This window comes from Parabacteroides sp. PM6-13, from assembly GCF_029892605.1.
GTDB lineage: Bacteria > Bacteroidota > Bacteroidia > Bacteroidales > Tannerellaceae > QVMG01.
Genome location: NZ_JARXWF010000002.1, coordinates 21781 through 47541 on the forward strand (window position 1 = coordinate 21781; position 25761 = coordinate 47541).

Annotated in this window: 19 protein-coding genes and 1 tRNA gene; 12 read left to right on the forward strand and 8 right to left on the reverse strand. The window is 45.5% G+C overall.

Annotated features, from left to right (window positions below):
* Nucleotides 1–4: 4 nt before the first annotated feature.
* Complete coding sequence (locus tag M2134_RS02050) at nucleotides 5–958, forward strand: TPM domain-containing protein (RefSeq protein WP_280750382.1); 954 nt, start codon at nucleotides 5–7, stop codon at nucleotides 956–958.
* A gap of 51 nt (nucleotides 959–1009) precedes the next feature.
* Here M2134_RS02050 and M2134_RS02055 read toward each other — a convergent pair whose 3' ends face one another.
* The 4 genes from M2134_RS02055 to M2134_RS02070 all read right to left on the reverse strand — a co-directional run bounded on the left by M2134_RS02055 (nucleotide 1010) and on the right by M2134_RS02070 (nucleotide 7041).
* The gene (locus M2134_RS02055; protein ID WP_280750381.1) at nucleotides 1010–3199 is read right to left on the reverse strand and encodes a glutamine synthetase III; all 2190 of its coding nucleotides are present in this window, start codon (nucleotides 3197–3199) and stop codon (nucleotides 1010–1012) included.
* Nucleotides 3200–3369: 170 nt separating this feature from the next.
* A complete protein-coding gene (locus M2134_RS02060) occupies nucleotides 3370–4548 on the reverse strand; it encodes an alpha/beta hydrolase-fold protein (RefSeq protein WP_280750380.1) in 1179 nt (392 codons plus the stop codon).
* Nucleotides 4549–4586: 38 nt separating this feature from the next.
* Nucleotides 4587–5789 (reverse strand): alpha/beta hydrolase-fold protein, encoded by a 1203-nt coding sequence (locus M2134_RS02065; protein ID WP_280750379.1) that lies wholly within the window; start codon nucleotides 5787–5789, stop codon nucleotides 4587–4589.
* A gap of 28 nt (nucleotides 5790–5817) precedes the next feature.
* Complete coding sequence (locus M2134_RS02070; protein WP_280750378.1) at nucleotides 5818–7041, reverse strand: alpha/beta hydrolase-fold protein; 1224 nt, start codon at nucleotides 7039–7041, stop codon at nucleotides 5818–5820.
* A 261-nt stretch (nucleotides 7042–7302) separates the two neighbouring features.
* Here M2134_RS02070 and M2134_RS02075 point away from each other — a divergent pair, with 261 nt between their 5' ends.
* Nucleotides 7303–9558: a RelA/SpoT family protein gene (locus M2134_RS02075; protein ID WP_280750377.1), complete on the forward strand. Its 2256-nt coding sequence runs from the start codon at nucleotides 7303–7305 to the stop codon at nucleotides 9556–9558.
* 116 nt (nucleotides 9559–9674) lie between these two features.
* Here M2134_RS02075 and M2134_RS02080 read toward each other — a convergent pair whose 3' ends face one another.
* Together M2134_RS02080 and M2134_RS02085 are read right to left on the reverse strand one after the other, a co-directional pair.
* Entirely contained in the window at nucleotides 9675–10637 is a 963-nt protein-coding gene (locus M2134_RS02080) for a calcium/sodium antiporter (RefSeq protein WP_280750376.1), read from the reverse strand.
* A gap of 12 nt (nucleotides 10638–10649) precedes the next feature.
* Nucleotides 10650–11042, reverse strand: a complete 393-nt coding sequence (locus M2134_RS02085; RefSeq protein WP_280750375.1) for a DUF3127 domain-containing protein — start codon at nucleotides 11040–11042, stop codon at nucleotides 10650–10652.
* A 263-nt stretch (nucleotides 11043–11305) separates the two neighbouring features.
* Here M2134_RS02085 and M2134_RS02090 point away from each other — a divergent pair, with 263 nt between their 5' ends.
* Nucleotides 11306–11431, forward strand: coding sequence for a hypothetical protein (locus M2134_RS02090; protein WP_280750374.1), 126 nt, complete (start codon nucleotides 11306–11308; stop codon nucleotides 11429–11431).
* A gap of 367 nt (nucleotides 11432–11798) precedes the next feature.
* Here the strand turns inward: M2134_RS02090 and M2134_RS02095 are convergent, their stop codons facing one another.
* Together M2134_RS02095 and M2134_RS02100 are read right to left on the reverse strand one after the other, a co-directional pair.
* Entirely contained in the window at nucleotides 11799–12158 is a 360-nt protein-coding gene (locus M2134_RS02095; protein ID WP_280750373.1) for a MerR family transcriptional regulator, read from the reverse strand.
* 15 nt (nucleotides 12159–12173) lie between these two features.
* On the reverse strand, nucleotides 12174–13157 hold the full coding sequence (locus M2134_RS02100) for a M23 family metallopeptidase (protein WP_280750372.1): 984 nt from the start codon (nucleotides 13155–13157) through the stop codon (nucleotides 12174–12176).
* A gap of 96 nt (nucleotides 13158–13253) precedes the next feature.
* On the opposite strand from M2134_RS02100, the gene alaS reads away from it, so the two are divergent.
* The 9 genes from alaS to M2134_RS02145 all read left to right on the forward strand — a co-directional run bounded on the left by alaS (nucleotide 13254) and on the right by M2134_RS02145 (nucleotide 25749).
* Entirely contained in the window at nucleotides 13254–15878 is a 2625-nt protein-coding gene (alaS, locus tag M2134_RS02105; RefSeq protein ID WP_280750371.1) for an alanine--tRNA ligase, read from the forward strand.
* A 4-nt stretch (nucleotides 15879–15882) separates the two neighbouring features.
* Entirely contained in the window at nucleotides 15883–16947 is a 1065-nt protein-coding gene (gene aroB / locus M2134_RS02110) for a 3-dehydroquinate synthase (RefSeq protein WP_280750370.1), read from the forward strand.
* 33 nt (nucleotides 16948–16980) lie between these two features.
* Nucleotides 16981–17054 (forward strand) — tRNA-Pro (locus tag M2134_RS02115).
* A gap of 122 nt (nucleotides 17055–17176) precedes the next feature.
* Nucleotides 17177–18406: a hypothetical protein gene (locus M2134_RS02120; protein ID WP_280750369.1), complete on the forward strand. Its 1230-nt coding sequence runs from the start codon at nucleotides 17177–17179 to the stop codon at nucleotides 18404–18406.
* Between the two features lie 16 nt (nucleotides 18407–18422).
* Nucleotides 18423–19067, forward strand: coding sequence for a zf-HC2 domain-containing protein (locus M2134_RS02125; protein ID WP_280750368.1), 645 nt, complete (start codon nucleotides 18423–18425; stop codon nucleotides 19065–19067).
* A gap of 381 nt (nucleotides 19068–19448) precedes the next feature.
* Nucleotides 19449–19976: a hypothetical protein gene (locus M2134_RS02130; protein WP_280750367.1), complete on the forward strand. Its 528-nt coding sequence runs from the start codon at nucleotides 19449–19451 to the stop codon at nucleotides 19974–19976.
* A gap of 12 nt (nucleotides 19977–19988) precedes the next feature.
* Complete coding sequence (locus M2134_RS02135; protein ID WP_280750366.1) at nucleotides 19989–21941, forward strand: BACON domain-containing protein; 1953 nt, start codon at nucleotides 19989–19991, stop codon at nucleotides 21939–21941.
* Between the two features lie 6 nt (nucleotides 21942–21947).
* On the forward strand, nucleotides 21948–23813 hold the full coding sequence (locus M2134_RS02140; protein WP_280750365.1) for a BACON domain-containing protein: 1866 nt from the start codon (nucleotides 21948–21950) through the stop codon (nucleotides 23811–23813).
* A 10-nt stretch (nucleotides 23814–23823) separates the two neighbouring features.
* Nucleotides 23824–25749, forward strand: a complete 1926-nt coding sequence (locus M2134_RS02145; protein WP_280750364.1) for a BACON domain-containing protein — start codon at nucleotides 23824–23826, stop codon at nucleotides 25747–25749.
* Nucleotides 25750–25761: the final 12 nt, after the last annotated feature.

The window sequence follows — 25761 nt, forward strand, 5'->3', positions numbered from 1 at the left end:
ACGGATGAATAAGACAAGACTCATATCCCTCTTACTGTTACTGTTATGGTCGTTGCCGGCTGTTATGGCAACCGACTATACGGTAAAAACGGTCCCCAACACCAAACTGACCGACCGCAACAGCTATGTAAGCAATCCGGACGGAATCCTTTCCGCGACGGATGTGCAGGCCATCAATCGGGTCTTGCGGCAGTTGGAGGATAGCCTGGGGGTAGAGGTGGCCGTGGTGGCTTTGGAAAGCATTGGCGAGAACGATGCCCGTCGGTTTGCCACCGACCTATTCCGGGAATGGGGCATCGGCAAGAAGGGCAAGGACAACGGACTGTTGATACAACTAATCACCGAACCCTCCCAGCGATCCGTTGTTTTTGAAACAGGCTACGGACTGGAGGGCGTATTGCCCGATGCGATCTGCAAGCGCATCCAGCAGCAATATATGATGGACGACCTGCGTGCGGGAGAGTATAGCGCCGGTATATTAAACGGCGTGATGACCGTACGCGACTACCTGTTGGCCAGCGATCTGGAGCGGAGCGAAATGGTAGGTTATGACGCTGACGAATGGGCCGACAAGGTGATGACCTATTTTGCCATCTTCAGCATCTTTGTATTCCCATTATTAATTTTGGCTATCGCGGTGTTTGCCTATGCGTGGAAACGGCGCAAACGTATTTGTCCGCGTTGCGGGAAAAAAGCATTCCGGTATGTGAAACGGGAAACCCTGCGTGCAGCCACCTATCAGTCGGCCGGACTGGCTGTCGATGTCTATCGCTGTTCCAACTGCGGACATACCGAAAACGAAAACCATACGATCAGCCGCTTGCATCGCAGCTCCGGCCCCATCATTGTGGGTGGCGGAGGCGGTGGCTTCGGAGGCAGCCATGGTGGAGGTTTCGGAGGCGGCGGTTCCTGGGGCGGTGGACGCTCCGGTGGGGGCGGCTCAATTAGTAGGTTTTAAAAGCGTTAAGGTCCTTAAGGCTTTACATTCCTTAAGGACCCTAATACCAAACTACCTCATAAATAACAATTCCCTATATTTCGGCAGTGGCCACATTTGGTTATCGACCATCAGTTCCAGGTGGTCGATATGGTCGCGTATTTCATCCAGGTAAGGAGCTACCGTGTCGTGATAGGCAATCGCCTTCTCGCGGTGATCGGTGATCCGGTTGGCACACTTACGTGCCTCCACCATCTCATCAACCAGTTTGGTCACCGCGCATATATGGTGAGCAATCTTACGGGTCAGTCGTTGCGGTTCGGCAGACAACTCTTTGTATTCCGCCTCATCGAATGTCTCTTTCAGGCGAGTAAGGTTTTCTAACAATACCGTCTGATAGCGTATCACCACCGGAATGATATGGTTGAGCGAGAGATCCCCCAATACACGGGCTTCGATCTGTACCTTTTTGATATACATTTCCCATTTCACCTCGTTGCGGGCTTCCAGTTCTTTTTGCATCATCACGCCCGTCTCTTCGAACATACGCACGGTTTCGGGACGGAGGTAAGCATCGTATTGCTTGGGCACGCTGCTCTCGCAGTCGAGTCCGCGTTTGGCGGCCTCTTCCACCCATTCATCGCTGTATCCGTTACCATCGAAACGAATCGGCTTGGATTCTTTCAGGTATCCTTTCAATACTTCGAAAATGGCCGCCTCTTTGCTTTCGCCTTTTTTACGACGTGCCTCTACATCTTTCACAAACTGATTGAGCTGCCAGGCCACAGCGGAGTTGAGCGCCAGCATCGGGCTGCCGCAGTTAGCCGACGAACCCGGCGCACGGAATTCAAAGCGATTCCCGGTGAAGGCAAATGGCGAGGTGCGGTTGCGGTCGGTATTGTCGAGCAATAGTTCAGGAATCTGTCCGAATCCCAGCGACAAGCGTTTCTTCTTGTCCACTACGATCGCGTCTTCGATCGAACTATTCTCAAATTTGTCGAGGATCTCACTGATCTGTTTGCCTAAGAACGACGAGATAATAGCCGGAGGCGCCTCGTTGGCTCCCAGGCGATAGGCGTTGGAGGCCGAAGCGATACTGGCCTTCAATAGTCCGTTGTATTTGTAGACCGCCATCAACGTATTCACCACGAAGGTGATAAACTGCAGGTTGTCTTCCCGGTCTTTACCCGGCGAAAGCAGGTTGACACCCGTATCGGTTGCCATCGACCAGTTGCAATGCTTGCCCGATCCGTTCACACCCATAAAGGGTTTCTCATGAAGCAGTACCCGGAAATTATGATGGCGGGCAATACGTTTCATGACCGACATCAACAATTGGTTATGGTCGTTTGCCAGGTTGCATTCTTCGTAGATAGGTGCCAATTCGAACTGATTGGGTGCCACCTCGTTATGACGTGTCTTCACCGGAATACCCAGTTTATAACATTCCACCTCCAGGTCTTTCATAAACTCCTGCACACGTGTCGGGATAGAACCGAAATAGTGGTCGTCGAGCTGTTGGTTTTTCGCGCTTTCATGTCCGAGTAACGTACGTTCGGTCAGCGACAGGTCGGGACGTGCCGAATAGAGGTCTTCGTCTACCAGGAAATATTCCTGTTCCCAGCCGAGGAAGGTAGTCACCTTTTGCACATCTTCGTTGAAGTAGTGGCACACCCGGATGGCGGCCTTATTGAGAGCCTCTACCGAACGGATAAGCGGCGTCTTATAATCGAGCGCTTCCCCGGTGTAGGCAATGAATACGGTTGGAATACAAAGGGTATCATCAACGATAAAGGCGGGCGAAGAGGGATCCCAGGCGGAATAGCCCCGCGCTTCAAAGGTGTTACGCAATCCGCCACTGGGGAAGCTCGAAGCGTCGGGCTCCTGCTGCACCAATAGCTTGCCGCTAAACTCTTCGATCATACCTCCGTTACCATCGAGCTCCACAAACGCGTCGTGTTTCTCGGCCGTTCCGTCGGTCAAGGGCTGAAACCAGTGAGTATAATGGGTAACTCCCCGTTCCAACGCCCACATACGCATACCGGCCGCCACATGGTTGGCTATTTCCCGGTCGATCGGCGTACCCTGGTCGATAGATCGCGTCAAGGCGCCGTAGGTCTCTTTCGAAAGATACTTCTTTTGCGCTTTGCGGTTGAAAACTTTACATCCGTAATATTCAGACACTTTTTGGTCGGGAGTGACCGCTGGAATAGGCTTGCGGTTGGACGCCTTTTCGACAGCTAAAAAACGGGAAGTTGACATATTCCTTGTTGTATTGAATGTTTTACCACTGCAAAGTAACGAAATAATTATGGATTTAAAACGGGGTCAGGGAATACTCTGTTGTTTTTTTTGAGATTCCCTGACTATCCTTTTGATAGCAAAAAGGTCATTTTGCTTCGCGGATTGATCTATTTAGATCGTTTTTTTCTTTATTCTATTTTTATCTCAGGGTTTCTCCATAGGTTAGGAAGAAAACGATAATAGAGCAGATGTCTCCAGGCGATCAGATCGTGAGCGCCCCGGCTTCCGACATAATACTCATGCTTGACGCCCAGCTTTTCCAATTCTTCATGAAACACCTGGTGCCTTGCTCGCGGATTGGTCTCGTATGTGCCTGCGCCCAGAAACAGGTAATCGATCTTGTCATTGACATCCGGTTCACGTAAAACGGGTGTTTCATCGATTGCGATAGCCGCGCTGAGAATACCTAAGCTACCAAATAGATCGAGGTTGCGCAAACCAATGTATTGGGTATGCCGTCCGCCCATCGAGAGGCCAGAAATAGCTCGTGCATGCCGGTCGGAGATTACGCTGTAATGTTTTTCCACAAAAGGAATAATCGCCTCTTTGTACTCCCTCTCCATGATGGGGAAAGACAATTCGGTATGTTGCGGATGCATCCGGTGAACCACCTGATTGTTGGGAATAACGATAATCATAGGAATAGCTTTCCCTTCAGCCAACAGATTGTCCATAATAAAGTTGACCTGTCCGTGCATGGTCCAGGTTTCGGGCAGGTCGCCCGAACCGCCCATGAGATACAATACCGGATACTTTTTCGCCGGATCATATCCGGGAGGGGTATAAACCAAGAGGTAGCGCTCACCTTCCGTCACCGGAGAATAGTAGAAATGTTGCGTGATAGCGCCATGCGGCACATTTCGGGCATCGTAGAAAGCCGGCCCGTCGCCATGCACCCACAACATACTGAAAGCCGGCATATTGGCATGCCCCGTAAGGGTATTGTTCGGGTCGTTCATATTAACACCGTCGACCTGAAAATAGTAGAGATAAATGTTCGGATCCAAAGGCTCGATCCGGACACTCCAGATCCCGTCTTCTCCTTTGGTCATCGGAACCCGCTTCCTGGCCTCATCGCCAACAAACATGGATCCGGATACATACACCTCTTTTACGTCCGGTCCGTGCAAACGAAAAATAACCGATTTATCGTCCAGCACTTCCGGCGAAATAACCCTTGCCGATAGCGGAACCAGGTTCTCTTTGTTGCGCTGCGGATCCCAATCGATGTTTACATGATCCTGTTGGGCAAAAAGGAATGTATGCCCAACAAACAAGAATGATAGGAGAATAAATATCCTTTTCATTCCGATTTCTTTGCAATACTGTTTCATGGTTTTTACTTTTATTTGAATAATAGTTGAGCATACTGATGCAACGATCGGCGCCAGGTCAGCCATTCGTGAGCGGTTCCTTCCGATTCGTAATACACATGGTTGATGCCGGCTTCATTCAGTTGCTTGTGGAAATCGTTCACGGTGCGATAAAAAGCATCCGATTCCTTCAGGCCAATGCTGGCATAGACTACTTTTACTTTCTTGTTGAATTCTTCTGCGTTGGCGAATGCGCCCCCATAGGCTTCCGCTATGGGCGTATCGGCAGCAATACGGCCGGCGCCACTGAATCCACCGATGTAAGCGAATTTATCAAGATTCGTCAATCCGGTCTGGAACGCCTGGAACCCACCCATGGAAAGACCGGCCACAGCGCGGTTCTCCCTATCAGCTTTTGTCCGGAACGACTTATCGATTTCCGGAATCAGTTCCGTGGTGATGACCTCAACAAAGGTGTCGAACGAGAACATGCCTCTTCCGCCACGGGGTGCCTCTCCCGCTGAGGGACGCGCATCGACTGCCGTTCCGTTGTCCATAACAACAATCATAGGCACGGCTTTCTGCTGCGCAATCAGATTATCGAGGATGTAGTCCATTTTCCCTTGTGTGCTCCAACCGGTTTCATCCTCTCCCGCGCCATGTTGCAGGTAGAGCACCGGGTATTTTTTGTTCAGGTCGTTGTCGTAGCCCGGGGGCGTATACACATAGCAACGTCTCCATTTCTGGGTGATATCCGACCAGTAATGTTTGATACGGACATCGCCGTGAGGCACTTGTTGCGGGAGATAGTAGTCGATACCCACTTCCGGTATTTCGATTCCACTGGCCATCCGTCCCATGCCGAAAAACTGTTCACTGGAGGGGTCGGATACGCGTACGCCATCAACAATGATCTCATAATAATGAAAGCCGATGTCCTGTGGGCGGGTGGTGGTCCACCACAGACCGTCCTCTTTTTTCTCCATCTCGTATTGCGCACCACCCATGTCGACCACCACTTTTTGGGCTGTCGGGGCATCTACGCGCAGGGTAACGCTCAGATCGGGATTTACTTTCGGGTATTCGATTCCTCGTGTATTGGTCGAGGCGGAAATCGGTTCGGTGATGGGAGGTTGGGTGACAAAAGTGTATACAGGTTCCTTTTGGGCGCAGGCAAACAAACCGGCCGTCACCGCTATTCCTAAACACAAATAGGTTATATGCTTGAATTTCATATTTCTTTTATTTATTAAGTGTAGATTTTTATTTGAACAAGCGTTGCGCAAACTGATGAAGGCATCTCCTCCAGGTCAGCCATTCATGAGCGGTCCCTTCCGACAGGTAATAAACACTGTTGTTTATGCCATGTTCTTTCAGTCGGTTGTGTGCTTTTAAGAGTCCTTCGGGACCCTCTTCCGAACCCACGCCCAGCCACAATAGTTTTACTTCCCGGTCGAACTGAGCAGGATCGGCCAAGACACCGTTATACACCGTTTTAATATCATCGTTTTCACGCAGGAAGCCTCCGCTAAACAGACCGATATAAGAGAATGTATCGAGGTTGGGCATGGTGACGTCCGCAGTTTGTTTGGAACCCCAGGAAAGTCCGGCCATCGCCCGGCTGTTCTTATCCGGCATCGTGCGGAAATGGCTATCGATAAACGGGATCACATCTTTCATCATCATATCCACGAAGCCGGTAAAGGCATTCATATTGGAGCGTTGGTTGGGCTGTTGAATAGCAAGCGGTTCGCCGGCCAATTGCGCATACCCGTCGTTCATCACAACGATCATCGGAACCGCTTTCCCTTCAGCGATCAGATTATCTAAGATAAAGTTCATCATGCCTTGAATAGCCCATCCGCGTTCATCTTCTCCACCACCGTGTTGCAGGTATAATACGGGATAACGCTTGTTGGGGTTTTCTTCATAGCCCGGAGGCGTATAGATAAACATTCTTCTCCATTGATCGCAAACGGCCGAATAGAATTTTTGTGAACGCAGGGATCCTTGTGGTACTCCCTTTTTAGGGAAGTAATAATCGACATGACTATCTTCAGGCACCTCCACGCCACTAGCCATACGGCTCATGCCGAAGTAAGAGTAGCTGGCCGGATCAGCCGCACTGAGTCCACCTACTTTAACCGAATAATAATGAAAACCGGGCACTTGTGGTTCTGTCCGTACCGACCAGTTTCCGTTTCCGTCCGATTTCATCTCATAATCTTTTCCAAGACTGAGGGTGATTTGGTTCGCTTCCGGCGCTCTCATCCGAAATTCAATGCTCCGGTCAGGAAAAAGGCGGGGAAAAGAGGCCGCTGAAATGTTTGTACACATGGGGTCGCCCGGCATAGGAGGAGGCGGTGACTGGTTTCCCCGTTGGGGTTGCGACTGAGCGCATACGCACATGAACAGCAAAATAGCCGTCATCACGTATTTCTGCGTTTGTTTCATAACAAAACACAGGGAGTGGCGATAGAACTTCATACTTCTAATTCATTAATGTTTATTTACTCATAATAGACTGACTATCTAACAATTCCTCTTAGTCAGATTCTCAACATAGCAGTGGTAAAGTAAATCTTTTTTTTTGGTTTTAGCAATTCTTTTCCTTTTATAATTATTTACTCCACCCCTCCCCTCTTTAGCATCGATCATCTAAGCATCAATAAGATGCCCTCTTCTATTATAGGTTCGTAAATATTTATTTATATTTGTGCTCACCATTCTAATTCACGAGAACTATTTATGAGCGATATAAAAGATACGAAAATGACCGACGAACAGATGGTACAATCTGAATTCGATAAGCTTTTGGAAGAATATTTACAGTCAAACCATCGACGGAAAATAGAGCGTATCACCAAGGCTTTCAATTTTGCCAACCAGGCACACCAGGGTGCCAAACGACGTTCGGGTGAGCCCTACATTATGCATCCACTGGCGGTGGCTCGCATTGTGTGTGGCGAGATGGGACTGGGATCCACCTCGATCTGCTCCGCTTTATTGCACGACGTGGTAGAGGACACGGAATATCGGGTAGAGGATATCAAAGATATGTTTGGCCCGAAGATCGCACAGATCGTTGACGGACTCACCAAAATCTCCGGAGGGATCTTTGGAGAGCAGGCCTCGGCACAGGCGGAGAATTTCCGCAAACTGCTGTTGACCATGAGTGACGATATCCGGGTGATCCTGATTAAGATTGCCGACCGCCTGCATAATATGCGCACATTGGGTGCCATGCGTCCGGACAAGCAATTCAAGATCGCCGGCGAAACACTCTACCTCTATGCCCCCTTGGCTCATCGCCTGGGGCTTTTCACCATCAAGACCGAATTGGAAGACCTCAGCTTCAAATACGAACACCCGCAGGAATATCAATTTATCAGCGACAAATTGAAAGCCACCGAGGAGGCGCGTAACACGCTGTTCAACCATTTTCGCGAACCGGTCGATACCCGCTTGAAAGCGATGGGCTTGGATTATGACATGAAAGCCCGGGTGAAATCGGTTTATTCCATCTGGAACAAGATGCAAAACAAAGGGGTTAGCTTCGATGATATCTACGACATTTACGCGGTGCGCATTATCTTCGACCCGCTGCCCGGCATCGACGAAAAGAACCAATGCTGGGATATCTATTCGGCGATTACCGATATCTACCGGATCCGGCCGGATCGTATACGCGACTGGGTGAGCCGATCGAAAGCCAATGGCTACCAAGCGCTCCACCTGACCGTGATGGGACCCGACGGTGAATGGGTAGAGATACAGATTCGTAGCCGCCGTATGGATGAGATCGCTGAGAAGGGCTTTGCCGCTCATTGGAAATACAAGGAGAGCACCGTAGAAGAGGATACCGAATTAGACAAATGGCTGCAGACGATCACCGAGATCTTAGAAAGCCCGAATCCGGATGCGTTAGACTTTCTCGACACCATCAAACTCAATCTCTATTCGTCCGAGATATTTGTGTTCACACCGAAGGGAGATATGAAAACGCTGCCCCAAGGGGCTACTGCGCTCGACTTTGCTTACGCCCTGCATACCGATATCGGTAATAACTGCATCGGCGCTAAGGTGAATCACCGCCTGGTGCCACTTAGCCATCAGCTCAAGAGTGGGGATCAGGTGGAGATCCTGACCTCCCGTTCACAGGAGCCACAGCCGGAATGGCTGAACTTTGTGACAACGGCAAAGGCTCGCTCGAAGATCGACGCCGTATTGAAAAAGATGCGCAAAGAGTCTATCCGCCAGGGAGAAGGCAAGGTATTGGCTGCATTCAAGCACGCGGATATGGAGGCAAACACCTCGAATATGGATAAGCTGTCTATGTATTTTGGCTTCCCACGCAAGGAGGAGTTTTTCTACGCCGTTGAGAAAGCGGATGTGATCCTGCCGGAAAATATCCGGAAGCTATTGAAGGAGAAAAACGATAACCTATTATTTAAATATGTAAAGCAAGCTTTTGGTGGTGGAAATAAAAACACCAAGAAGGGAAATACCAAAGAAGAGGAAGAGGCAGTGCCCGAAAAACCTCGCTACGATAAGTCCAAGCCTTACATCCTCCGAGAAGAGGGATTTGTGCGGAATTATGTGATTGCCGACTGTTGCAAACCTATTCCGGGCGACGACGCCTTGGGATTTGTCAACGACGATGGGAATGTGATTGTGCATAAACGCTCCTGTCCGATAGCTATGCGCCTGAAGAGCAGCTTTGGAGAGCGTATCCTCAACACGCAATGGAGCAGCCACGAAACCGCCTCCTTCGATGCCACCTTGGAGATCAAAGGGATTGATGCGATCGGGGTATTAACGGACGTTTCTAAAACCATCGCGGAATATCATGTAAACATCCAGCGCATCCTGATCGAAGCCAAAGATGGTATGTTTGAAGGACGCATCAAAATGAAAGTGCATGATGTGGAAGATATACAACATATGTGCGTATCCCTCTCCAAACATAAGAATGTAAAATCCGTAGGAAGGGTGGCGGAATAGATAAATGAAGAATGATGAATGAAGAATGAAGAATCGAAGATCGCTTAGCTTCCATTCTTCATTCTTCATTCTTCATCCTTCATTCATCATTTCCTTCATTCTTCATTCATCATTCTTCATTTCATTATAAGATAGGTGGTATAGGCCACATAACAAAGGATCATCACCACGCCTTCGAGGCGGGTAATGGTTCTTTTTTTGATAAATAACCCGAAGAGGTACATCAAAAGGGCAGAGCCGATCAGTACGGAGAAGTCGACATAATCGAGTCCCTGAATGGAGAGCGGCGTAATGGAAGCACTACATCCCAAGACAAAAAAGATATTGAAGAGGTTGGAACCAACCACATTGCCAATAGCCATTTCGGGATTCTTTTTCAAGGCGGCCACGACCGAGGTAGCCAGTTCCGGCAGGGAGGTTCCTCCCGCAACCAGCGTAAGTCCGATGATCGATTCGCTTACGCCCAGCCCGCGCGCGATGCCCGATGCACCGTTGACAAAAAACTGACCTCCGTAAACAAGCCCGACCAAGCCCCCAATCACATAGAGCGCAGATCGCCAAACGGGCATATCTTTGATCGTTGTCTCTTCTACCCGCTCCTCCCCTTCCGGCTTTTTCCGGGCAATGGCAAAGGTGTATCCTAAGAAAATCAGGAAGAAACAGAGCAACAGCATCCCTTCGGTGCGGTTGATCATATTGGCAGCCTCTTGGTTTATCCATATATCGTTCGCGCAAAGGAAAAGGGCGACGGAAGCCAACAGGCAGAGAGGGATTTCACGCGTCAAGGTGCTTTTGGTGATGCTGATAGGGATAATGGCCGCCGTGCAGCCAATGATCATCAGCGAGTTGAAAATATTGCTCCCGACAACATTGCCCACCGCCAAGTCGCCGCTTCCTTTCAAAGCGGAAACGACGCTCACAGTCAGTTCAGGCGCCGATGTACCGAAGGCTACGATCGTAAGTCCAATCACCAGATTAGAAATATGAAAACGCTTGGCGATCGAAGAGGCGCCATCGGTCAGCGCATTGGCTCCTATTAATATAAGAACCAATCCTCCAACCAGATATAAAATATTCATGGAATGAACGTATTAAAAGGGCAGATCGTCGATCGGATTATCCATCGGGGGTGCCGCAGGCGGGGTCGCTACGGGAGCTCCACTGGGCACAAAATCGGGAGGAGTCGTCATGTGCGGATCAATCGATGCACCGGCAACCGGACGGTCTACCTTCCAGGCGTTGATGTTTGTAAACCAACGTCCCTGATATTCACGACTCTCAATATCGAAAGAGACGATAACGGTTTCGCCTGCCTGGATATTGGCTTGTGCGATGCGGTCGGCACCAAAGATCTGGAAACATACTTTTTTAGGATACTGCTCCTGCGTTTCCAGTACGTATTCTTGTTTTTTCCACTCGTTGCCTGCTTTGCTGGTACCCCCTACTTCAGGAAGCACTGCGATTATTTTTCCGGTAATTTCCATTTGTATATACACTATTTTTTAGAGCTACGAAGGTAAGGTTTTCCCTGAAAACTTGCTAACACTACGGATAGGTTTCTTTGTTTTTACCTTTTTTTTCACTTTTCGCCATTATCAAATTGATAGCAAAACAGCCATTTTACCGTACAATATGATACGTTAAAAAGTGTTACTCCTGCGGGTAATTTAAAATACCCCTACGTTTTCGGAAAAAAAGTCGGTCGATTTTGACAATTTGTAAATCGCTTAGCGAAGCGTAAAGCAAAATGACAAACAGCGTTCGCTTAGCCGAAGGCGTAAAGCAAAATGGTCTGAACCGGGAAACAACGTTCGCTTCCGAAGGGAGCAATACGCTGTTTTTTGGATTTTCAGGATGTGATTGGTTGGATTGATTTGATAGAGGCAGATCTTCAAGTAGGAGGAAATGGGAAGGTTTTTAGAAAGCCCGGAAGGGCTTCAACCTGGATAACCCCGTGCAAACCGTAGGTGCAGCTCGGGGTTGACGTAATATATATATATCATGAGCTCCGTAGGAGGTCAACTATTGAGCCCCTACGGAGCTCGTTTTTTATCATGCTCTCGTCCCCCGAGCTGCGCCTTAGCGGCTTGCACGGGGTTATCCACATCTAAGTCCTTCCGGACTTTAGCACCTTCAAATCTTACAATATCTAAAGACCCGCCCCACCTTCATCATTACACTACCTGAATTCAAATATGCATTCTCCGGATGAACCTTGATAAAATGGGAGGATACCCCCATCACTCTTCCTTAGGTCCAATAGAGGCGAAGGCCTCTTTCATGGCGAGCAATTCTTCTTTGATTTGTTTTAGACGGTTGACGATCTCTTCCTGGCGGATGGTCGTCTCTTTGTTGTCTTTTAGTTTCTGACGGGCGCCGGCAAGGGTCATGCCGCGCTCCTTCACCAAATGGAATATCAAGCGTACGGCATCGATGTCTTCCTGTTTGTAGAAACGGGTGCCCTTCGCGTTCTTGCGCGGACGGATCGAATCGAACTCCTTCTCCCAGAAGCGAAGCGTAGACTCATTGACGCCAAACATCTGAGCCACTTCACCAATGGAGTAGTATAATTTCTGCGTCTTTTCTTTCTTCAGGGCCATACCGGTAGTTTTGTATTAATCCATCACCTGACCGTGGTTGTCGGCGATCTGGATCATGCGATCGTATTCTTCGGGCGTCAAGTCCATAAAGTAATACTTGGCAGGATTATCATGTTTGCCCCGGACGATCACCTCATAATGCAGGTGGGGACCGGTGGATTTACCCGTGTTACCCACTTCACCGATGATTTGTCCGCGTACAACCTTCTGCCCTACCCGCACACCAAATTTATTCATATGTCCGTAGAGCGTTTCATAGCCGTATCCATGGTTGATCACGATACAGTTGCCATAACCCTGCTTCCAGCCGGCATAAGTGATCGTTCCGTCGCCGGTGGCATAGATCTCTGTTCCAATCTTGGCCGAGAAGTCCATGCCCGCGTGAAAGCGCGGAACACGATAGATCGGGTCGATACGTGGGCCATAACCCGAAGCCGTACGCGCCAGGTCTTTATTGGAGATCGGCTGGATAGCCGGAATACATTTACTGCGCTCTTCCTGCGTCTTTCCCAGGTCGATGATCTCTTCCAGGGAGTTGGATTGCACATACAATTGTTTGCGCAACATATCCATACGGCGTGTCGTGGCGACAACCAGTTCCGGATTCGACAGTGCCATCAGATGCTCATAACGGTCGGTACCCCCAAAACCGGACTTACGTACCGATTCGGGAATAGGTTCGGCCTGGAAAATGGCACGGTATAACTTTTCATCACGTTGTTGCAGGTCTTCCAACACGCCCATGGCACCATCCAAACGCAGGGAGAGCACCTCGTATTGAGTTTGCAACAGTTTATTTTCTTTGCGCAACTCCGATTCGACAGGCGAATCGATGAAATTAAGTACAATGTAAAGAGCAATGGCACCAAAAACAACACCTGAGCTTAAATGCTTGAGAATAGAGAATAAACGGTCTTTGCGAGTCGGATATACCCGCTCGTAACTCAACGTGTTAGGGTTAAAATGATAGTAAACTTTACGGTTTTTGAATAGCTTCATGGAATATTTTGTTGATAGAGAACTGCAAAATTAATAAAATGAAGTACTTTTGCAAATCCTTTTTGGGAATATTAACGAGAACTACAAGAAAGAGTTATGTTATCAGCTAAAGAAACCCGCGAATCGTTTAAAGCCTTTTTTGCGTCAAAAGGGCATCGCATAGTCCCTTCTGCCCCTATGGTAATCAAGGGAGACCCTACATTGATGTTTACCAATGCAGGGATGAATCAGTTCAAAGATATTATTCTTGGGAACGTACCCATCAAATATGCCCGGATCGCTGACTCTCAGAAATGTCTGCGCGTCAGCGGTAAGCATAATGACCTCGAGGAGGTAGGGCATGACACCTATCACCATACGATGTTCGAGATGCTGGGCAACTGGTCGTTTGGCGATTACTTCAAGAAAGAGGCGATCAGTTGGGCGTGGGAATACCTGGTGGATGTGTTGAAGCTGGATCCGCAGCGGCTGTATGCGACTGTTTTTGAAGGAAGCCCGGCCGATGGCCTGGAGCGCGACGACGAAGCGGCCGGTTATTGGGAAGAATACCTGCCGTTGGATCATATCCTGAACGGGAACAAAAAAGATAATTTCTGGGAAATGGGTGATACCGGTCCTTGCGGTCCCTGTTCGGAGGTGCATATCGACTTGCGCCCGGAAGAGGAACGGAAAGCGATCTCGGGTGCCGACCTGGTCAACAAAGATCATCCGCAGGTGATCGAGATCTGGAACCTGGTGTTTATGCAATACAACCGTCTGAGCGACGGCTCGCTGGAAGGCCTGCCCGCTAAGGTGATCGATACCGGTATGGGATTCGAGCGGTTGTGTATGGCTATCCAGGGCAAGACATCCAACTACGACACGGATGTTTTTCAACCGATCATCCAGGCTATCGCTGCCAAGACTGGTTTGAAATACGGTGATGCCAAGCAACAGGATATCGCCATGCGCGTGATTGCCGACCATATCCGTACGATTGCTTTCTCGATAACCGACGGACAATTACCGTCGAATGCGAAAGCGGGATATGTGATCCGTCGTATCCTGCGCCGCGCGGTGCGTTATGGATATACCTTCCTCGGCTGCAAAGAGGCCTTTATGTATACGCTGATTCCTTCGCTGATCGATACGATGGGCGATGCTTATCCGGAATTGATCGCCCAAAAAACGCTGATCGAAAAGGTGATAAAAGAGGAGGAGGAATCTTTCCTGCGCACCTTGGAGACAGGGATTCGTCTGTTGGACAAAAAGATGGAAGAGGCGAATAAAGAGAACAAGAAAATCATCAGCGGTGTGGATGCCTTCACCCTGTATGACACCTATGGTTTCCCGTTAGACCTCACAGAATTGATCCTGCGTGAGCATGATATGGAGATCAACCAGGAGGAGTTTACGGCCGAAATGCAAAAACAGAAAGAGCGTGCCCGTAACGCGGCAGCGATCGAAACCGGCGACTGGGTGGTGTTGAAAGAGGGTGAAAGCCGTTTCGTCGGTTATGATCTTTTTGAGGCGGAAGCGGAAATACAACGTTACCGGAAGATAAAACAAAAGAATAAAGAGCTTTATCAGATCGTACTTGATCAGACTCCTTTCTATGCCGAAAAAGGGGGACAGGTAGGCGACTCCGGTTGGCTGATTACCGATGAGGAGAAGATTGCGATATTGGATACCAAGAGCGAGAATAACCTTTCCGTTCACCTGGTATCTCAACTGCCCAAAGACGTAACGGCCACCTTCCGGGCGGTCATCAATAAAGAGAAACGCATCCAGTCGGAATGTAATCATACGGCTACTCACCTCTTACACGAAGCATTGCGCGACCTGCTCGGAACGCATGTAGAACAGAAAGGCTCGTATGTGTCTCCTGAATCATTGCGCTTCGACTTCTCGCACTTCCAGAAAGTGACCGACGAGGAGATCCGCGAGGTGGAGAAACGCGTCAATAAAAAGATCCGCGAGAATATCTCGTTGAATGAAAACCGCTGTGTGCCTATTAACGAGGCGATGGAGCTGGGCGCGATGGCCTTGTTCGGAGAGAAATATGGCGATGAGGTGCGCGTCGTGCGCTTCGGAAGCTCGGTGGAACTTTGCGGTGGGACGCATATACCTTCGACCGGTATGATCGGAAGTATGCGTATTATAAGTGAAAGTTCTATCGCGGCGGGTATTCGACGTATCGAGGCTATCACGGCGGAAGCGGCGGATAATCAATATTTTGCACAACAAGATATGGTGCGCGAGGTGCGGTCGATGTTTAATAATATCCCCAATATCCTTCCGGCGATACGCAAAGCGATCGAAGAGAACTCCGGATTGCGCAAGCAGATGGAAGACTTTATGCAGGAAAAAGCCATCATGATGAAAGAAGAATTGATGCGCAGAGCGGTCGATCATGACGGAGTGAAGCTGGTTCGTTTCATTGGAAATGCTCCTGCGGAGGTATTGAAGAACATTGCTTTCCAGATTCGCGGAGAGATCAATGTGCCCTTCATCCTGGTAGCCGGAACGCATGAAGAATCGAAATGTTCGCTGATGGTGATGCTGAGCGATAGCCTGATTGAAAAAGGATTCAACGCGGCTACCTTAGTCAAAGGGGCAGCCAGCCTGATTCAGGGCGGTGGAGGCGGACAGCCTCACTTTGCTACCGCCGGAGGTAAAAAGGCTGAAGGCCTGTCCGATGCGGTCGATAAGATTCTGGAAGATGCCGGACTGAAATACTAAGCGTATGTCCAAGCAACGAGTGGTTATTACAGAGGATCTGCAAGCTGAACTGACTGCTTTTTTATCCTCTCTGACATACAACAGACTTTTCGTATTGACCGATACGAATACGAAAACGCATTGCCTTCCTTTATTGCTGGATATTCCGGCAGTAAAGGAGGCTTTGTTTTTTACGGTAGAGGCGGGTGATACACATAAAGAGTTGGAACAATTGGCCTCGATCTGGCGGTTCCTCGCAGAAAACGGAGCTTCGCGCGACTCTATCCTGATCAACCTGGGAGGCGGCATGGTGACCGATATGGGCGGCTTTGCCGGTGCCACCTTCAAACGTGGTATCCGCACCATCAATATCCCGACCACCCTGATGGCTTCTGTCGATGCGGCGGTAGGTGGTAAGACGGGCATCAACTTCAACGGCTTGAAGAATGAGATCGGCTCTTTCTATCCTCCTCTGTGCGTGTTTATCAATAATCATTTCCTGCGCACGTTGGATCGCGACAACCTCCTTTCGGGTTATGCGGAGATGATCAAGCACGGATTAATAAGTTCGGAGGAGCACTATCATTCAATTATACGATACGACCTGGATGCCCCGATGGACTACCCCATCTTCAACCGGATGACGGCAGCGTCGGTAGCGGTCAAAGAAGAGATTGTCGCGCAGGATCCCAAAGAAAAAGGTATCCGCAAAGCCCTCAACCTGGGTCATACAGTCGGCCATGCCTTTGAAAGTCTCTCTTTCAGGAGAAATCAACCTTTATTGCATGGCCATGCAGTGGCTGCCGGAATAGTCTGCGAACTTTACCTCTCTTACAAGCGCAGTGGTTTCCCAATCAGTAAACTACGTCAGGTGGTCAACTACATCAAAGCCTATTACCCTCCCTTCTTTTACGATTGCACTGATTATGAGTCTCTTTATGAATTCATGACACACGACAAAAAGAACGAAGGCGGCATCATCAACTTCACGTTACTGGCCGATATCGAAGAAGTAAGAATAAATCAGGAAGTCTCCAAAGAGACTATCCTCGAATCGCTCGATTTTTACAGGGAAAGTTTTGGCATATAAACGAAAAATCCCTACATTTGTCCCCGAATTAAACGGGATGTAGCTCAGCCCGGTAGAGTACGCGTCTGGGGGGCGTGTGGTCGCAGGTTCAAATCCTGTCATCCCGACAACTGAAACAGAGAGGTTTACGATAAAAAGTAAACCTCTTTTTTTATTGGTGCATTATGGATTTGCGATTGATTCGTTTTTTATTATTTTTGTTTTTTTGAAAAAAGTGTGCATTTATACCATGAAAAGAGAATTCATACAAAAAGAAGAAGAGAAACACCAATTAATCTATACGGGTGTCATCCAAAATTTACAAGAAGTTGTTAATAAAGCCATAGGAGGCTTTCATCAACATAATGTAGGAAGAGAAGAGTTTTTGCATTATTTCTACACGGAGGTTATCGATTTTTCCTATTTTATTGCACATGAAAAGAGCTGTAACGAAAAAATAAAAAAACACCTGTATCATTCTGTTCAAACCTATCTGTTAGAAACACGTAAAAACAATCCGGCACCATTAGATCAAGATTTAAAAACAGGCGCACAACTAACTATCGCTTATTATCTATCCAACAGTATCTTTCAAAATTTGTACTCTCTTTTCTGCCAAGAAGAACAACCATTCAAAACGCCATACGAAATAAAAGAGTTCCTTTTCAAAGAAACAAAAAAAAGATATCCAATCTCTTTTGAATTTTACTTGGAGTTGTTGCAAAAAGACGACTCATCGTTTTGGGACAGATCTTGCCTGTATATAAAGGAACTTTCTCAAATAGTCCTTTCTTGTGTCACTGCCAGACAAAGCAAAAACAATTACCAAGATATTGTACAAGACAATGTCTGGACTGATACTTACCTCATATTAAGAGACCGATTGGTTCATAGAAAAGGGAATATTCCTGTTTTTCAAACAGGCAAAGATCTCCGAAATTACATTGCAAAAATATGCAATTTGCTCACGCTCAATAATTATAAAAAATATTCATCCAAAGAGGTATACATGGAAGAGCTCCTTACCTACTCGCCTGTTGAAGGGGAAAAAGATGAAGCAAACAATGATATGGGATGGTTTCAAGAAATGGATTTTTTTGAAAATACACGAGAGATGGAATTTTACACCAAAGAACTGGATATTGACATTGAGAACCCCTATGAAGTAGCTTATGCTGTATCTATCATTCTACTAAACACCAATCATCCAGCTTATCCTCTACTCACTCAAGGAATAGAGGATCGAGTTTCCATTTTGATAGAGAGATCTGTTAATGGGAAAAGCTACAAAGAAATTGTTGAGGAACAATATGGCACGAGTATAGACAAAGAACAATTTCAGCGAGCAGTCGTAAAAACACGCAAAGATTACGAACGTGTAAAAGGCATGCTGACCCAACGATTGATAGAGTTGATAAAAAACAAGCAAAAAAAAAATATTTGTTGTCACATTTCAGACTCAAGTAACATAGTTAAATAGAAAGGAAATCAAAGGAATGAATCAACAATGCAAAACATATCCACGGGAACAAGCTGAGCGCTACTTACTTAACAAGCTTTCTTGGGAAGATGAAACCGCATTCCAGCTACATTTGAAAGAATGTGAAGCCTGCCGATCTTATATACAAACGATCCGCCGGTTTGCTCAATCGATAAATGATAAGGAGTTAGACCTACCAATTGTTCCGCCAGCACGTAAAACCATTGGGCGTAGGCTCAATCTTTCACGTTGGATTTCAATTGCTGCCAGTATTCTTCTGGTTGCCGGTTTTTCTCTTTATTATTATTCTCATCAACAGTCACTCTCTGGAGAGAACAATAGCGAACATGAATTGTTAATCAATGAACAGCATAGAGCTAAAAAGGAGTATATAGGGGATTCAGTAGAGTTGATATTCCCCAACGAAAGCATTTGCACCATAGATTTGCAAGAAGATCCATTATTATTTAAATGGGCAGAAGATGCTTATTTTGAGTTGCAACTAACACATGAAAATAAGATACTTCTTGAAATGCAAGATTATGGAAAAGAATACGCACCGAATTCTGAGAAAATAAAGCCATACTCATGGGTTGACTGGGTCTTATTGCTTAACGGACAAGAAAAAAAAGGTAGAATATATTTCATAGATAAACAATGATCAGAAAGCATCTTATCACACTAATTATCACATTCGGTTGTTTGCAAGTGATTAACGCACAAAAAATAGAAAAAGTGGAAGCCGAAGCTATAGATGGGAAAATACGAGTCACTTGCTCCCTACAAACGAAGCAGCATGTTGATCTTTCCATCTCTTACTCGGAAGACAACGGGAATTCTTTTCTGCCTTGTAGAACATTGTCCGGTGATTTAATGAATCAACTTAGCGGGCACAAGCAATTAATTTGGGATTGTGGAAAGGATGGTATCATAATGGGGAGTTTTGTCTTTATAGTAAACTATTCCTTATCGGAAAATCCCCCCCCAGATAGATGAACAGAATTCTATTAAACAAGAAGAAAAGAAAAAGAGTATTACCTCCGTGCAAGAGCAACAGCACATAGCTATTTCTCCTGAAAAAAACCTACCAACAGAAATAAAAGAAAAAAAACAACGAGCCTCTTCTGTGCTCCTTCTCCCCGGAGTATCTGTCGGCAGCACCTTTTCTTACTCGCTAAAGGCGGGATATATGAATCATAGAATAGGAGGCTATGCAAAGTTTAAGTCTAATTTCACTTCTAAAGGTGATTTTGTTACCGGACAGATCAATAGCAATAATTACAATGGTGAAATGCGAATAGGACGTTTATCTCTATTGGGAGGAGCACTTATTCGAACTACAAACTTCCTTATTCTATATATAGGGGTTGGTTATGGAGAAAGATGGGTTCAATGGGAGAATCATGAAAACCAGTATGTTGAGATAGAGGATTTTCTCAATGTAGGAGCAGAACCGGAAGTCGGATTGATCTTCACCATCCATAAGTTTTGTATAGGAGGTGGGGTTAACTGTTTAATCGGGAAATCGACAACCTTAGAAGGAAGCCTGTCGATTGGTTTTATTTTCTAACAACACATAATAATGAAACAGTTCATCACTATTTTATGTAGCCTTTTTCTATTAAGTGGTTGCGAAGACTTGACACCACCGATAAATCCATTAGAGGAAGAACCAATCATCACTGTGACGACTGGTGAAGCTTCAGATATTTTAAAGAATAGTGCTTCTGTAAAAATAAACGTGAGCCCCATCGCCTCCATCAAAAAAGTCGGAGTCGTTTGGGGGACAGACAATACCTTAAAAACAAATACGGAAGATATTTCCACCACTGACATCACTTCACAGGAAGTCTCACTGACTCTTTTGAACCTTACGGACAATACCGATTACTATTACAGAGCCTATGCGACTGATTTTTCGAACAAGAACACATATGGAGAGGTTAAATCCTTTAAAACAGGGAGTCATCAATTTACAGTTTCTACCACAAACATTGAGGCCGGTTATTCAGCAGACGATTATAGTTTCACGATTCATAGTGATATTACATGGGCGATCACTTCCGATCAAAGCTGGTGCAAAGTGCAGCCCGCCTCCGGTTCCGGAAATGCGGAAATCAAAATTCAATTAGAAGAAAACCTTTTAGAGAATGAACGAACCGCTATTTTGACTATTTCGCCCAACGAAAATATAGCAAGTCAAACTATTACAATCAAGCAAGCCACAAAAGGAAGTGCCACTTTTAGTGATGAGACCATTGCCGCTTCTACTTTCGAGCGTGGATCCGGCACTGAGGATGATCCTTTTTTAATAGTAAATGCCAGCCAGTTAAAGAAGTTGGTAGATGATGTGAGTCATGGAGAAGGATATTTCAACAAACACTTTAAATTAAAGACAGACATTCATGTAACTATAAGTGAGTGGACACCGATTGGGTTCCTTATTAGAGGGGAAAAGTACATTTCTTTTTTCCCTTTTAAAGGCACATTCGATGGAAATGAGCATACAATCAGTGGCAATTTGATTTCCAGCAAATATTCTACATTAGCTTTCTTTGGATGTATAGAGGGGGCTATCATCAGAAATCTGAATATCTCTGCAGAAATCAGAAATGAGGATAATAATAATTCTGTCTTATATACAAGTGCTATTGTTGCTTGTATTTCTCCTTTTAATTCAGCTCTTATAGACAATTGCACTGCCTCTGGCTCAATCAGCAGCATCGGAGGAGAGAGTATCAACACGAATTATTTAGGAGGTATTGTAGGATCTACTGACGACCTGGCTATTATCAAAAATTGTAACGTTTCGGGATCAGTAAGAGGCGGTGCAGCTTATTCAACGAGTGTTACTGGAGGTATAATAGGAACAATTGGTGTATCAACAATTGAAAATTGTATTGTTACAGGAGACGTTATTGGCGGAGAAGCCACATGTTATGTACAATCAGAAAACAGTGCCCTTGTAGGGACATATTCAACAGGAGGTATAGCCGGATGGGGAAGAGGCACTATTTCCGACTGTATAGTGTCTGCAAGTATTATTGGTGGTGCCGCACCTGGCGGTGGGAATACAGGGGGAATTTATGGCGATGCAGGGAATGGAATAATTAAAAACTGCATTGTCACCTCCGATGCAATAATTACTAGCGGCAAAGGCACAATTCTCAAGTATTCTCAATGTAACACAGGGGGTATTTCCGGGAAGAATCACGGAACTATTGATAATTGCACAAATAATGCTACTGTAAATAACGGGGATACCTCGGCGCGAACAACTGGAGGTATAGTCGGACAAAATTACGGGAAGATACATCGCAGCCTAAATACAGGAAGTATTACCTCTTTAAATAGCTATTATATAGGCGGGTTGGTTGGTAGTAATGTTGACAATGATCTTTATACAGGATGCGTCTATTCTTGCTGCCGAAATACAGGAAGAGTGAATGGTCAAGTGGCAAGCGATGATAATAGAATAGGCAACCAATCTCAAAGCGGAATCGCTACCTGCCCTGACAACCATACAAAAAGATAATACAAGATGAAAAAACGACTTCCATATAAAACAACGATTGGGCGGAAAGCATCCTTTGCCTTTACCGCTCTATGGTTACTTTTTCTTTCGGGGTGCGAAGACTTAACAGCACCGATAAATCCAATAGAGGAAGAGCCTATCATCACTGTGACGACCGGTGAAGCTTCAGATATTTTAAAGAATAGTGCTTCTGTAAAAATAAACGTGAGCCCCATCGCCTCCATAAAAAAAGCCGGAGTCGTTTGGGGGACAGACAATACCTTAAAAACAAATACGGAAGATATTTCCACCACTGACATCACTTCACAGGAAGTCTCACTGACTCTTTTGAACCTTACGGACAATACCGATTACTATTACAGAGCCTATGCGACTGATTTTTCGAACAAGAACACATATGGAGAGGTTAAATCCTTTAAAACAGGGAGTCATCAATTTACTGTTTCTACCACTAACATTGAGGCCGGTTATTCAGCAAACGATTATAGTTTCACGATTCATAGTGATATTACATGGGCGATCACTTCCAATCAAAGCTGGTGCAAAGTGCAGCCCGCCTCCGGTTCCGGAAATGCGGAAATCAAAATTCAATTAGAAGAAAACCTTTTAGAGAATGAACGAACCGCTATTTTGACTATTTCGCCCAACAAAAATGTAGCAAGCCAAACTATTACGGTCAAGCAAGCCACAAAAGGAAGTGCCACTTTTAGTGATGAGACCATTGCTGCTTCAACTTTCGAGCGTGGATCCGGCACTGAGGATGATCCTTTTTTAATAGTAAATGCCAGCCAGTTAAAGAAGTTGGTAGATGATTTGAATAAAATGAATAATGAAGAATACACCAATAAGCACCTAAAATTGATGACAGACATTCATGTAACAGCAGATGAATGGATTCCGATTAATTTTTCAAACGGGACGTTCGATGGGAATGGGTATACAATTAGAGGGTTGTTATTTACGAGTAAAGATAGTGTATTCGGATTCTTTGGAAGGATAAAAAATTCGGCTACTGTTAAAAATTTACATATAGCGGCAGAGGTGAAGAATGAATACTATGGTAGTGGATATTTTACATGTGGAACAGGCGCTGTTGTAGGAATCACCTCCAATAGTATTATTGAAAACTGTACATTCTCTAAAATTATAACAGCGATGGGAAATATGGATGGAGACTGCAATTTAGGAGGTATTGTTGGAATGGCCTCTAATACAAAGATCCAAAACTGCAAAATGACTGGAACTGTAAAAGGGGGAGTAAGTTATAGTACTTTTCACACTGGAGGTATTATAGGATTGGGATCAGGGACCATTAGTGGCTGTACTGTCTCTGGATTTATATCTGCTGGAGAGACAACTGGATACGGTCAAGCCCCGTCTGGATTTCTTTATGGTCAAAATCTATATACAGGTGGTATTGCAGGAAGATTTGGAGACTTTATTACAGAGTGTGCATTCTCAGGAACGATTACAGGTGGAGTAGGAACTGGAGCTCCATTTACCGGTGGAATAGCTGGTTCAACTGAAGAAGGAACTATAATTACAAATTGTGCAGTGTCATCACCTTCCACTATCAATGGTGGGATAGTAGTGCCTATTCCTCTGAATACACAGCCTACTGTTTGTTATACGGGAGGGATTATTGGATTAAATTTTGCGGGGTCAATTCATAATTGCACAAATAGCAGTATAGTGAATGAAGGAGAGGCAGATATGCGACGCACTGGTGGTATTGCAGGAAGCAATTCTGGAGAAATCTATTTCTGCAATCGCAATACTGGTATAGTTAACGGTCTAGCCGCAAATAGCGAAAATATAATAGGATATGGTAATGAGATAACTTCCTGCCCTCACAACCACCCCCAAAGATAATATAACCCTCATGAAACATTTTATCTACATATTATTCCTCCTCCTTCTTTGTGGATGCGAAGATATTACGCCGCCGGAAAAGCAGACCATAGTGGTGACTACACAAGCTGTAGATATTTCTAAAAACAGTGCTTTAGTGAAAGTGAAAGTGAAAGCGACACCATCTACTGCCGTCAAAGAAGCTGGTGTGATCTGGGGAACAGATGAGATGCTTGAAACGGGAACAGATAAAAAATCCAGTACGGATATATCCGCGGAAGAATTTTCATTCCAAATCTCAAACTTAAATAGTAGTACAAATTACTATTGCCCAGCTTATGCGATTGACAAGTTCGACAACTCTATTTTCAATGATATAAAACCCTCTCAAACAAGCAATTGCCTACTAAGCATTTCGATAGAAACCATTGATGTCGGATATGAAGCTGGTGAATATAGAAATCAAATTATTAGCGATATTGAATGGTCTATTATTTCTGATCAACCTTGGTGTTCTCCACAACAATCGTCTGGGCATGGTGATGTAGATGTGATTATTTCTTTAGAAGAAAATACTTCAGAACAGGAACGAATAGCCATTTTAACCCTTTCATCTACAGAACAAATTCCAGACAAAACGATAATAGTGATACAAAAGAGCAAAGGTAATGCTACATTTAGTTATAAGACAACTGCTGCTTCAAGCTTTGAAGGAGGTTCAGGCACTGAGGCGGATCCCTATCTTGTAGTAAATACCTGCCAGTTAAAGAAGCTTGTGGAGGATGTAAATAATGGGAACTCATATAGAGATCAATGTTTCAAGTTAATGACAGATATTGAGGTTACGTCAAATGAGTGGGAGCCTATAGGAGCTGGTACAGACGATAAAGGTTATACTTTTAATGGACCATTAGATGGAAATGGACGTACGATTAAATGGAAGTTATACAGTAATAAAGCATCCTACTTTGGTTTTTGGGGTATGATAGACTATGCAACAATTAAAAATCTTAATATCGCTGCAGAGATTAAAAGCGAATATACCGGAAATGGTTTTGCGATGATAGGAGCATTAGTGGGTCGTGTAGGTCATACGTATTATAGTCAATATTCTATTGAAAGCTGTATCTTTTCTGGTACAATAACAGCAAAAGGGAGTCGTGATCTTGGTACTTATTTAGGGGGAATTGCAGGAGGCAGATGGAACTTCAATGAACCGACAATAATAATTCGCAACTGTAAAATGACGGAATCAGTAAAAGGGGGTATAAGTTATGGTGGTTATTATATTGGAGGTATAATCGGATGGGGAGATGGAGTTATTGATGACTGTAATGTTTCTGGAAATGTTACTGGAGGAAAAACAACTTGCTATGAACAGAATCAAGTAGCAGGCTCAAGTACTGGTGATATTATTGGACGCGATTTTGGTAATATTTCAAATTGTACATTTTCTGGCACTGTTATTGGGGGAAATGGAACGGCTGGTGATGAAACTAGTGGGATAAGTGGGTCTCATCATACTGGTGGAATAATTACCAATTGTGCTGTTACCTCTTCCGCACTTATCAATGGAGGGGAGAAAGGTGCTTTAACTCCATATGCACACTATATAACAGGAGAAATTACAGGAAGAAACCATGGAACAATAGATAACTACACAAATAATGCTACAGTAAATAGTAGTGGAGAAGCATTTGATCAACAAACAGGAGGTATTGCAGGGCTGAATTATGGGGATATTCATCGAAGTTTGAATACGGGAAATATAAACGCTCCTGATTATTATCCCACAGGTGGTTTAGTCGGAAGGAATATTAACGCAGATTATGCTACCGGCAAGGTCTACTCCTGCTGCCGCAACACCGGCAGAGTAAATGGTCAAGCGGCAAGTGACAGTAATATAATTGGATCTGATCAAATTACTCCCTGTCCCGACAACCATACTAAACGATAAAATATAAAAACA